Source organism: Paenibacillus lemnae (genome assembly GCF_012933385.1).
In the GTDB taxonomy this organism is placed as follows: Bacteria; Bacillota; Bacilli; order Paenibacillales; family Paenibacillaceae; genus Paenibacillus_AQ; species Paenibacillus_AQ lemnae.
In genome coordinates this window covers 146902-159114 of sequence record NZ_JABBPN010000008.1, presented here as the reverse complement: position 1 = coordinate 159114, position 12213 = coordinate 146902, and the positions used below count along the sequence as shown (strand labels likewise).

Sequence of the window (12213 nt, the reverse complement as noted above, 5' to 3'; positions counted from 1 at the left end):
ATGTCCTCTTAGAATAATCTCACAGAGGTTACATATTTAAGACAACTGTGGCAATCCTAGTATCAAGTAAAAATCCACTTAAACGGGGCTGCGCTTATAAAAGGAGGTTCAGATGAATCAGACTTATTATCCTTGGTATATTGTCGGAATTTTAATTATCAGTGCTGTTTTGCTTTTTGTATTTGATGCCCGAATTTCCGCTTCGAAAAACCGGGGCAGAGAACGTGCGATCGTCAGGTCATTCGGCTGGGTGCATGCCGTCATTGCTGTGGCTGGATTACTCGCTCTTCTGATGTATATTCTGCTTCAGTAAATATGCGTATAAAAAAGACCGTCCGCATGCTGCGGCCGGTACTTGAGGAGCGTTTTAAAATGCAACAGAATCTTTCATAACAGCGGAAGTGATGGCACCCAGCACATCACTCAGTTTTGCCGGCTTGACTACATAAGCTGCGGCTCCTGCTGATAGACATCTTTCCTTTTCTTCTTTCATCGCTCTGGCTGACAAGATAATAATGGGAAGATCATCATACTCTGACTGCTGGCGAATACGCTTCAAGGTCTCAAATCCATCCATCTCAGGCATCATGATATCCATCAGGATAACATCAATTGAATCTCCCGCTTCCAGCATCTCCAGACACTCGTATCCGTTCTGAGCGGTTAAAACCCTCATGTTCACCTTCTCCAGCACATTAGCCAATCCATACACATTACGAATATCATCATCAACAATGAGTACGGTTTGATTCTCAAACCGTTGAACAGGATCGCTCTCGCTATCTTCTACATTCGTAACATTTGTGACCGTTAACTGAGCCGTAACCGGCTGCTCTGCTGCCGCTGCAGCTTCAGGCAGCAGAAACATCCGTTCTGTCTCGTTCTCCTTCAGATGTGCAGGACGTGCAGGCAGGTAGAGCGTGAACTTGCTGCCAACGCCTGCTTGACTCTCTGCAGTTATATGACCTCTAAGCAAATGAGCCAGCTGCAGGGAAATGGTAAGACCCAGTCCCGTTCCGCCGAATTTACGAGCCGTAGCTTCATCCCCCTGACGGAAGGCTTCAAAAATCGGATCCAGATTTTCTGGTGAGATCCCAATCCCCGTGTCGGATACTTCAAACACAATGGCTCTCTCATTTAATTGATATTCCTCTGTATATACTTGACTCACGGTTCTAATTGACAGTATGACACTGCCCTTTTCTGTAAATTTTACCGCATTGGAGATCAGATTTCGTAATATTTGAAGCAGTCTGGTGACATCCGAAAGAATTGTGGTAGGGACGTCCGGCTGAATCTCGATGTTAAACTGGAGATTTTTATTCTCTGCTGTTTTCCCGAAATAATTATGCATCAGATCTGGAATCTCACTGAGATTAACCGTATCCATCTCAATCTGCAGCTTTCCGGCCTCGACCTTGGATAAATCCAGGATGTCGTTAATCAGTGTCAACAGCTCGCTGCCTGACTTGTGAATGACCGCTGCATAATTTTGCTCTTCGTCCGACAGGTTCCTGTTCTTGTTTTCAAATAATATTTGGGACAAAATCAGCATACTGTTCAAAGGCGTGCGGAGTTCATGAGACATATTGGCCAAAAACTGTGATTTATAACTTGAGCTCTGCTCAACCTGGCGGGCGTAACGTTCGATTTCGGTGGAATGTGCCTGCAGTTCTTCCGATTGCACCTGGAGCTCTTCATTCAGAGCCTGGGACTCCTGATACAATTTCTGAATTTCCATCTTGCGGGACATCCCATTCAAGGCATTCCCGAATATGTTCAGAAACTGTTCCAGAAGCTGGATATCACTCTGCCCCATTGGCTTGAAAAGCGCCAGTTCAAGTACTGCAAGCACTTCATCTTCCAAAATCACTGGAGCAACCAGGAGTCCTGTCGGCTCCGCATCGCCAAGACCGGATTCAATCCGGATGTAATTAGGCGGTATATCATCAATAATGAGCATTCTTTTCTCAACCATGCACTGTCCGACCAGCCCTTCACCGGGAGAAAAACGGTCTCTGACTTTGTTCCAGGGCTCCCCGTCGGGATCTGCAAAGGCTGCAGCCTTAACCAATTGTTCTTGTTGACTACTGAGAAAAAGGGCAGCATACGGCACACCCAGTACGCCTGCCGTTCGATGTGTGAAAAACCGGGTTAACGTGTCCAGGGTATCCGCATTTTGCAGCAGTGCCGACATCACCGCGACCTGGTCCTTGATCCAGGACTGGCGGCTGACGTTTGCAAGCAGCTTATTCGTTTCAGCGGCAAGAGTATGAACTTCATCACGTGTATTCACGGTTATTCTGCGAGATAAGTTTCCGCCTTCTGCGATCTCCCGGATCATGCCTGTCACCTGTGTGATCGGATTGACGATACTTCGGGATAATAGATAGGCCCCTGCAAGCGTAATGAGTGCAATGGCCCCCCAAAGCCCATACATCATGATGAGAAGCTCATTATTGCGGTTTTTCATTTGATCCACACGTGCTGCGGTCATTTCTCTCTCAGTCGTACGGAAAGCTGTAAACTGACTGCGAAGAGTTTCCATAGCAGGCTGACCAGGATCATTGATGAAAAACTGCAGTGCTTCTTCATTCTGTCCAGCCTGCTTTAAACGGACCGCTGGCTGCCCCGCCACCTCGATCCAGGTTTCAATATTATTTTTGATACTCGTCAGCTCGCGTACCTGACTGCTGTTGTCCTCAATCAACTGGACGAGCTTATTGTAGTTCGTTTCCCATATTGATAGGGCTTCTTTATATGGCTCCAGATACGATGTATCTCCGGTGATAACGAAACCGCGCTGGCCATTTACCAGTTCAAGCATATTCTTCTCAATTTCATGAGCCAGCTTGTGGACCTCAATATCATGCTGACCGATAAAGTCGGCCTCCTGCTGTAGTGAAGTCATACGCCCGGAAACGATCCACAGAAATACGCCAAGCGAGACCAGGACCAGCAAATAACTTATAATAATTTTAGTGCGGATATTAATTTTCAAGCGGTTAGGCAATGGGCTGGCCCCCTTTTAGTTCAATATGAGATTAATCGATGTAATAATTCTGATCCGGACGAATTCTTTTTTTCAGCAGAGCCATATCTGCTTCCAACCTGGCCACGACTTCTTCGAGTGCAGCGGGATCAATGGACGGCTTCTCCGTTCCCGGACGCACGCCTGACTTCAAATCACGAATCAGAATTTGCTGCTCCTGCCATTTATCCATCAAATCGGAGATTGTAGCGTAGAATCGTTCATAATCTTTAATCACGTCGTCCAAAAAAGAATCTACTTCTTCTGCGTCGTATCCTCTTAATTTGTTCGTGAACTCTTTCTCATGGATTGACAGAGCATCCAGTGAGATTCCGAGTTGTTTGAACAGCTTTTTTTGTTTGTCCAATCGGCGTTTCATATGTTCATCCATCATTTATCCCTCCACAAATGGGTGCGTATGCAGCCCGCTCCCTTTCTTTTTTATATCACATACTAGGATTTGAAAAAACTATTTCATGCATTTTTATGAAAGATTCCAAAATCATACAGCGCGCAAGCAAACGTATTTCTGATTGTATCCAAGTCCTATGGGGTAAGGAGAATACATAAAACAAGTGTTTAAACTATGATTGAACGGAAAGGACTGTCATAATATGAGCCAATTAAGCGATAAGCAAATTCAAACTTTAAAAGAACGACTGAATGAGGAACAGGAGCGGCTGAGTCTTCACTTTGAACAAAATGAGGATGAAAATCTTCTTAGTGATTCCTTGAGTGATTCCACGGGAGAGCTCAGTGCGGCAGATAATCATCCCGGTGACGTTGGTACCGAAACCTTTGAACGCGGGCGGGACCTGGCTATCAATGAAAATCTGAGCAGTGAGCAGGATGAAATTAATCAAGCCTTCAAACGAATAGATGAAGGCACGTATGGAACTTGTTTGGAATGCGGGAATGACATTCCTTTTGAACGGCTGGAAGCATTGCCTTTTACAGCATACTGCATTGAACATACACCAGATCAGCACTTGTCCAATGACCGGCCGGCAGAAGAAGATGTTATTACCCCTCCTCCCGGCGGCGCGGGTGTAAACCGGCAGCATTCTGAAGGGCGCTTTGATGATGCCGGAGCTTGGGATGATGTTGAAAACTATGGCACGGCTACATCCCCTGCCATGAATATTGAGCCTGGGGAAGACGATTACAAGAACGAAGGATAATGTTCTTGCTCCCGTAAACAAAGAGCCGGCATCCTGGAGCTGCCGGCTCTTTTGATGTCTTATAACTCATAACATAATCTAAGGAATCAATACACGGCTTGATGTGTGAATGGCCCGCTGGCATGCATCAATGACTCTCATATTCCGGATGGCATCATCCAGCCCGAAAGGCATAGGGACTCCATCGAGTACTGCTGCCGCCATAGCATCCGCCTGAAGTGCAAAGTGATTATGCGCCCCCAACTTCTCTTCCCGTGTACCTTTTGGGGTATGAATGAGGATTTGAGCCTGATCCTCCATTCGTTCCCATCCGAAAGCAGAAGGTAATTCTATTCTTCCTTCTGTACCCGCAATCTCCAAACTGCATTTAGAATAAGCCCACATTCCGCATTCAAATGTCAGCCCCAAGCCATTGTCAAATTCAAGCATACCATGAGCCATCATATCCACACCATCATGCTCGTCCGAGAATAACGCATGGCAAGTGATTGCTTTAGGCTCCATGTCGTAAATCATCCGGGCAGCAGATATGGGATAACATCCGACATCATACACAGAACCGCCGCCCATTTCACGGCTGTATCTCACATTTTGTTTGTCTCCTGCATTGTTAAAAGTAAAACTGCCGTGAATGCCTCTAACCTCACCAATTTCTCCACTCTCAATCAACTCCCTGACACGTGCATGCTTGGGATGGTATCGATACATAAATGCCTCAGCAAAAACCCGCTGGTGCTCTTTCGCAGCCTCTGCGACCTGACGAATCTCTACCTCATTAAGGGCCGCTGGCTTTTCACATAACACATGTTTTCCGGCTTTCATGGCTTTGATCGACCAAGGTTTATGCAGATGATTGGGAAGCGGAATGTACACGGCATCCACGTTAGGGTCGTTCAGCAGCTCATCATAACATCCGTAGGAAGTAGGAATATCGAATCTTTCAGCGATCTCGGCGGCTTTCTCCGCATTCCGGCTGGCTATGGCTGTAACTTCACAGCGCTCTGATTTAAGAATGCCGGGTATCATTGAATTTCGAGCTATTCTTGCCGTACTCATGATACCAAAACGCAATTTCGTACTCATGAGAAATACCTCCCTGTAACTTATGAATAGTTATCTTTGACGGCTTTATTTAAAATGCCGAGACAGCGGTCAAGGTCTGTTTTTACCTGCTTTTTATAAAGCTTTGCTTTTTCAGCACCGTCACTTGTGAAGTGATAAAGCACGATTTCCTGAAAATCCACTTTCGGATCATTCCCTTTTAATTTCTTGGTGCGGTAAAATACCCCTTCCTGAACTAATTCATGAAGCGCCCGGTATATTTCACTCTGAGGAGGAGAATAACCATGATTTTTAAATTCTTGTCTCATTTCTTCGAGCATCTGATATCCATAACCCCGCTGCTGCTCCACCATCGTAATCAAATAGACTTTGATAAAAGCTCGCTGAGCGATCATAAAGGCCATCGCCTGGACGCCTCCCCCCATTGACCACACTATATTTTTAAATTCTATTGTATACCATCCATTCCCAATTTGCACAATACTGCCCTACCTCTCCTTTTAACCGGAATGGGGAAGGCTAGAAACGTGAATTGAAGAGTTAGGCAGGAAGTAGGAGAAAGAGGTAGGATTTATCTATTATGAATTTTTCATATGTTGAAATTTTTATTATTTGTGCTGTTTATTCTTGTTTTTTGTCTTTGTCTATTCGGTACGCCTCCTAGCCACTTCCCGAAGGACCAGCGAGAAATCAAACGAGCCGCTCCGTAGGATAACACTACGCTGATCATCCATGAAGATAAAATCCGCGTCCAGGACGGAGCAGCACTAAGCCAGGCCTCATCCGCAGCATAACTGATTCTTAAAGTCAGAATGTGCATAAGGTACGCCACGAACGAATATTTGCCAATGGATATGAGGATATTGTGCGCCTGTTTGCTGCCTTTTCGATGAATCCATAACGAGATGTCATACATAACAAGGATCGAAACTATCAAGAACAATGCCATCCACGGCCGCAGTAAAGACAGGGAATAGAATGTGATTCCATCCGCATTCCTTATCACTTCTTGAATACCATGCATGAGATGAAATCCGAATAAAAAGAAAAATAAAGGCCAGTACAGCATTCTCCACGCTCTAAGCTTTTCCCGCCAGAGATGAAGATTGGAGCCAGCCGCAGCACCCAAAATGAAATAAAACGAAAAATACAGGGCATTACGATCTGCATAATCTGTAAACATTACGCTCCAAATCGGGATTTGAAGGCCACCTATCCAATTTCCGATCCAAGTGATTTTCCATGTCATCAGAAGAAAGGCAATTCCTGCTGCAAATAACAATATTTGTTTCACCGTTACGTTCCATTTACGGATGGCAAAGCGCATGCCGCGGCGGATCAGCGGATATAACAGGTAGAGCTGAAACAGCATCACAATATACCATAAATGCGAGCTCGCTTTTCCGGTAATCAGCATGAGTCCGAGTTGTTTCAAATCTGCTAAAGAAAACACATTGATGTGATGAATATATAGGGCATGGATCAGGGTCCAAACGGCAAAAGGGATATAAATATCCTGAATTCTCTTCTTTACGAATTGTCCATATTTCAAAGTCCCTTTATCGTTATAAAACAGCAGCAAACCGGTAATAAACACAAACGCAGGAACAGCGAATTTGACCGTCATTAGTAAAAATGCCATACCTATTCCGTCTGCATTATTCATTCCTTCTTCTACGGAATAGTGAGCAATAGAGTGCTGAAATACGACGGCTAAAAAAGCCAATCCCCGAAAGTATTCAATTTCCGGAAGCCTTTCTTTACGCATCCTGCAGCCTCCTTTTACTGATTGAACTAGGACACATTATAACGGCATAAACGCCGGAAGGCGACCGGTTAATGATGCCACCTGTAGAAAATACGGATATGTATACATAAAAAACCCGGTCCCCTGAGGGAACCGGGCACATATAGTTATGTTTTAAAGTAATGTATTGTTTGTTGGCAGCCCATTGATTGTACGAGTATCTCTTCCGCTGTACCGGTCAGCGTTCAAGGAACGGTGCGTTGTGAACACATCATGCACATCATCGAACTGCTCATCACCGTCTACAAGTACGAGGATACGGCCTTCGTTGATATGGGTCTCATAATCCTTCGCTTCATCTTCAGGAATACCTAACCCGATCAGGCCGCCAACCAAGCCGCCGGCACCTGCACCAACTGCGGCGCCTGCCAAGGTTGCAGCAATGGGCCCTGCTGCGAGGATGGGTCCGATACCTGGAATCGCCAGCGCTCCTGCTCCAGCTAGCAATCCGGTAACACCTCCGAGCACACCTCCTGTTGCTGCCCCAGCAGCAACTCCCTCAGGAGCTTTCGTTCCTGTCTCATCCGTTACGTTCTCCATTTCCTGTTTATCCTTGGAAATGACGGATATACGTTCACCCGGGATCCCTCGTTCCTGAAGATCCTGAATGGCTGAAATCGCCTCATTCTCGGTGTCAAATACGCCTACCACGTGCTTTTGCATGTTGAACGCCTCCTTGTATTTTCGGTTATGTTATGTTCCATTACCCTACAGGTGGCGTCATCAAACGGGTGTTATTTGAGCTTTGGTTTCACGCGATTTGTCGGCGTGGCGTTAAACGGATCATCCGGCCAGTAATGCTTGGGATACCGCCCTTTCAGGTCTTTTTTAATTTCGAAGTAGGCCCCGCGCCAAAAGCTGTCCAGATCTGAGGTAATTTGAACAGTCCTGCGTGCCGGTGACAGCAAATGAAATGTGACCGGAACAGAGCCGCCTCCAATCCGCGGCGTGCGATCAAGCCCAAAGACCTCCTGCAGCCTGACTTCGACTGCCGGTGCGGCAGGATCATCATACCGTATTGGAATTCTGGATCCGCTAGGCACCTCCAAGCGGGTAGGTGCTTCCAGTTCCAGCTGCTGGCGCTGTTCCCAGCTTAGACGGTGTGCAATCAATTCTCCGGCATGCAGTGCTTTAAGTTCCTGCCTGCTTCGAACACCAGCCAGGTATGGGAGCAGCCACTCTTCCAATGAATTCAATAACGCAGTATCACTGAAATCAGGCCATTCATCATGCTGAAAACCCATAAACGCTACTCTCTGTCTCCACTGCATGCTCTGTTTACTCCACCCTAGAAGCTTCAGTCCTTCTCTTCGGATCCCTTCAATCACAGCTGCAGCAACATCGTCATCATTCGGCCTTGGATCTTGTTTTTCTGAAACCATGATTTCACCGAGCATTTTTTGAATGACCGATTTGACTCTTCCGCCTTCTGAGTCCCAAGTCACCTTTTTGATCTCCTTAATATCACTAGAAAAATGCTGTTCCATCTCCAATGAATTCAGCTCAGCTGCCACCTGAATGATCCCGTCCGCTCCGCGGTCATCAACACCCACAGCTACGATATATTCGCACCTGCTCAGAGGTACAGCCGTTTTGAACATAATCCCCCTGCCGCTGCGCAGCAAAAAGCTTCCGTTCCCCCTTTTTCTGGCGATTCGATCAGGATAAGCAAAGGCGAGCAGAATACCGGCCGATTCAAGGTCATTTCTTTGATCCTCTTCAACGCCAAGCTTTTTCATCAGGATTCCTGCTTCTGCCGAGATCCTTGCATGGCTTTGATGCCTAATGTTCATTGTTTCAAGTGTTGTAACGATATCATGATCCCCTGCTCCACCTGCGTCATGCAGTGCTTCCCGATCCTGAAGCAGTGCTGCCAGTTTACAGGCCAGTGCACCAATGTTCAGTGATTTCCCTAATATCAGCATGTGAGCCAGTCTGGGATGAATGCTTAATTCTGCCATCCGGCGTCCATGCTCCGCTGCACCTGAAGTGGTGTTCAGAGCTCCCATCAGAGATAAAATTCCCCGTCCATGTTGAACAGCATGAGAAGGAGGCTCGTCCATCCAGGATAGTTGCCCTGGATCCTTGACCCCCCAAACCGCCAGCTCCAAAGCAAGCGGAAGCAGATCGGTTCTTAAAATTTCAGGCACCGCAGCCGGCCGGAGTCTGGCATGTTCCTCCACACTCCAGAGACGGTAGCAGGTTCCTGCCGCAAGACGTCCCGCGCGGCCGCGCCGCTGATCCGCAGCTGCTTTGGATACCCGATGTGTTACGAGCAGAGGAAGGCCTGTCCGGTAGGAATACTCTTCCACTCTTGTATAGCCGCTGTCTACAACGGCACCAATACCCTGGATCGTTAAACTCGTTTCAGCTATGGATGTGGATAACACCACTTTGCGTAAACCGTTGCTATCCGTCTGAACAGCCAGGTCCTGCTGTTCTTGTGAAAGCTGTCCATGCAGTTCCCGCAGTACAACATCCGAGGACAGAGGAAGATTTCGCAAAGCCTCATGTGTCCGTCTGATTTCTCTCATGCCCGGGAGAAAGACGAGGATATCGCCACTACAGTCATGTAGTGCTGTCATCACCGATGCGGCCGCAGCCTGCTCCAAAGCTTGGCCCGGCAGTGGAGGAGCATAAACCGTCGTGACCGGATAGCTTCTTCCTGTACAGCTCAGAACCGCTGCGCCTCCCAGCAGCTCGGACACAGGTTCACCTTCAAGCGTCGCAGACATGACCAGCACCTTCAAATCGTCCCTCAACACACTTTGGGATTCCAGAGCCAGGGCAAGTCCGGTATCAGCATGAATGCTGCGTTCATGAAACTCGTCGAAGATTATCATGCCGACACGGGGCAACGAAGGATCGTGCTGCAGCATTCGCGTCAAAATTCCCTCTGTAACAACTTCAATGACCGTGCTGCTGCTGACTTTGGTGTCAAGCCGCACTCGGTACCCTACCCGCTCTCCTACCTTTTCACCTAAAGCACGAGCCATATAAGCTGCCGCAGAACGGGCTGCAAGTCTGCGTGGTTCAAGCATGATGATTTTCTGTCCGGCCAGCCAGTCCTCATCCATGAGTGCAAGAGGCACACGCGTTGTTTTACCTGCTCCCGGCTCGGCAATCAGAGCTGCATTATTTTCAGTTCGGAAGTGATCTATTAATTGAGGCAGTATCTGCTCGATCGGAAGCTCGTTTTTGTTGTTGTCCATGTTCTCAAATCCTGTCTATTGTGCGTTAAGTTGTTCTTCAAGTATGGTATCATGCGGTGATTTGGAAAAAAAGATTTATGCACTGTATTCATTAGCAACAATTGCAAGCAAACAGGGCTGCCTGTTAAGATCCAAGATCTTTTTAGGCAGCCCTGTTTATTTAGCATGATCAACTTTTCTTTAACGGAGCAGAGATTCCGCGCCGTCAATAAAAATTTGTGCACCTGTAATATGACGGGACTCATCCGATGCCAGGAAAGCCACCAGATCGGCAACATCCTCTGGTTCACCCGGACCATGTTCCAACGGTTGTCCACCGTCCGGATATTCAATCGGAATCGTGATCTCTTCCAGGTTACCTTGTTTTTTCGTACTTTGATCAATATTGGTGGAGATGGCACCTGGACAGACCACATTGACACGAATCTTGAACTTAGCTAGCTCCAGTGCAGCCATCTTGGCAAAAGCAACCTGGCCTGCTTTCGTGGTGCTGTAGGCAATCATACCAAAACCGGTAAAGACTCGGGTGCCGTTCACGGAACTTGTAATAATAATACTTCCTTTTCCGTTCTTTTTCAGATAGGGAACTGTATGCTTCACCGTCAGGAACGTACCATTCAAATTGACGTCCAGCGTTTTCTGCCAATCCTCCAGGTTCATTTCATCTACAGGAGATAACACTCCATTTATACCAGCATTCGCAAAGACAATATCGATGCCTCCGAAGATTTCGGCCGTCTCCTGTACCGCTTTTTCAACACGTTTGGCATCCGTTGTGTCCACATCAAATGCATGCGCACAGCCATCACGTATGTCGTTCAGTTCCTTTACAACTTCCTCGGAGCGGTCGTCCATTAGATCAAATAATGCCACATTGGCTCCTTCTTTCGCCAGCTTCACAGCCGCCGCCCGGCCAATACCTGATCCTGCACCAGTTACAACTGCTGTTTTTCCATGAAAACGGCTCTGTCCTTGAGTCATGTCATCCATCTCCTTTTCGTGTAACCATATAGTTACCATCTGTCACAAGATTACCCAAAACATGAATGAATAATCATGAAAAGAGATAAATGTATATCCACCTGATGTGATCCGTTCGACTCCAACGTTAAAAGGCGATGAGGGGCTCCCTCCATCGCCTTCAAGCTGGTTAACAATGTGTGCATCCTACCATGAAATTTCTAAAAATGAAGCATCATCTTCCAGCCCGCCTGTGTGAACAGCATCCATGAGAAGCTGAACCTGCTCATCAGGAACCCTCTCTAAAATGGGATCCAGATCATTCAGACCGTCACTATACATTAGAAGTCGATAACCGGACAGAGCGTCCAAACGGCTTTCAAATATATGAGGCCTGCCGCCAATGGGACCGCTGCGGGTTGACCATCGCTCACTAGTATGGAAACGGTCGCCGAACTGTGAAGTGAGTTCCATATGCTGTTGGAACATCCTCAGACGCGAGTCGCCCTGCCAGGCGAGCCACAACTTCCCTTTACGATGAAAACGGCCGGGAAGCTCAATGCGTCCGCATATATACATCGCTTCGCTTCCCTGCTGCTGCTTCTGCTGAAGGACCTCTTTAAGCAGAAGCGGCGTATCTTCGTCAAATGTTAGAGCATCACTTTCCTGACTGGCTTCCGCAGACAGCTCAACCAGTTTACGCTCCAGATTCTGCCGATTGAGTTCTCCTTGAGAACGGAGCCAGGATAACAACCCTCTGCCTAGGAATTTTGAAGCCATGTCACCCCGAAAGCTTAATCCGACACCATCACATAACACAAAACTGCATACTCCTCCGTCCAAAGCAAAAGCCATAAAATCCTGACCACGATCCTGCATATGGGCCGTTTCTGATGCTCGCCCATAAGCATATCGGCAGTTGAACTTATCACTTACATTCGTGACTGGAAGTTCGGCGGT

The 12213-nt window shown here is 47.1% G+C and carries 11 protein-coding genes; 2 read left to right on the top strand and 9 right to left on the bottom strand.

The genetic code is table 11. The annotated features are described in order from the left end of the window. The first annotated feature begins 112 nt into the window (after nt 1-112). Nucleotides 113-313, top strand: a complete 201-nt coding sequence (locus HII30_RS10950; RefSeq protein ID WP_169505067.1) for a CLC_0170 family protein — start codon at nt 113-115, stop codon at nt 311-313. A 54-nt stretch (nt 314-367) separates the two neighbouring features. Here HII30_RS10950 and HII30_RS10945 read toward each other — a convergent pair whose 3' ends face one another. After that, on the bottom strand, nt 368-3013 hold the full coding sequence (locus tag HII30_RS10945) for a response regulator (protein WP_169505066.1): 2646 nt from the start codon (nt 3011-3013) through the stop codon (nt 368-370). Nucleotides 3014-3044: 31 nt separating this feature from the next. Further along, complete coding sequence (locus HII30_RS10940; RefSeq protein WP_169505065.1) at nt 3045-3422, bottom strand: DivIVA domain-containing protein; 378 nt, start codon at nt 3420-3422, stop codon at nt 3045-3047. Between the two features lie 223 nt (nt 3423-3645). Here HII30_RS10940 and HII30_RS10935 point away from each other — a divergent pair, with 223 nt between their 5' ends. Continuing rightward, entirely contained in the window at nt 3646-4212 is a 567-nt protein-coding gene (locus HII30_RS10935) for a TraR/DksA C4-type zinc finger protein (RefSeq protein ID WP_169505064.1), read from the top strand. A 78-nt stretch (nt 4213-4290) separates the two neighbouring features. Here the strand turns inward: HII30_RS10935 and HII30_RS10930 are convergent, their stop codons facing one another. The 7 genes from HII30_RS10930 to HII30_RS10900 all read right to left on the bottom strand — a co-directional run bounded on the left by HII30_RS10930 (nt 4291) and on the right by HII30_RS10900 (nt 12132). Further along, on the bottom strand, nt 4291-5295 hold the full coding sequence (locus tag HII30_RS10930; protein ID WP_169505063.1) for a Gfo/Idh/MocA family protein: 1005 nt from the start codon (nt 5293-5295) through the stop codon (nt 4291-4293). Nucleotides 5296-5315: 20 nt separating this feature from the next. Continuing rightward, on the bottom strand, nt 5316-5678 hold the full coding sequence (locus HII30_RS10925) for a replication termination protein (protein ID WP_169505062.1): 363 nt from the start codon (nt 5676-5678) through the stop codon (nt 5316-5318). A 185-nt stretch (nt 5679-5863) separates the two neighbouring features. After that, on the bottom strand, nt 5864-7042 hold the full coding sequence (locus tag HII30_RS10920; RefSeq protein WP_169505061.1) for an acyltransferase: 1179 nt from the start codon (nt 7040-7042) through the stop codon (nt 5864-5866). A 153-nt stretch (nt 7043-7195) separates the two neighbouring features. After that, entirely contained in the window at nt 7196-7744 is a 549-nt protein-coding gene (locus tag HII30_RS10915) for a general stress protein (protein ID WP_169505060.1), read from the bottom strand. 71 nt (nt 7745-7815) lie between these two features. After that, nucleotides 7816-10293 carry an ATP-dependent helicase HrpB gene (gene hrpB / locus HII30_RS10910; protein WP_169505059.1) on the bottom strand — a complete coding sequence of 826 codons (2478 nt, stop codon included), beginning with the start codon at nt 10291-10293 and terminating at the stop codon, nt 7816-7818. Nucleotides 10294-10473: 180 nt separating this feature from the next. Then, nucleotides 10474-11274, bottom strand: a complete 801-nt coding sequence (locus tag HII30_RS10905) for an SDR family oxidoreductase (protein ID WP_169505058.1) — start codon at nt 11272-11274, stop codon at nt 10474-10476. A 186-nt stretch (nt 11275-11460) separates the two neighbouring features. Further along, entirely contained in the window at nt 11461-12132 is a 672-nt protein-coding gene (locus HII30_RS10900) for a hypothetical protein (RefSeq protein ID WP_246246256.1), read from the bottom strand. Nucleotides 12133-12213 lie beyond the last annotated feature (81 nt).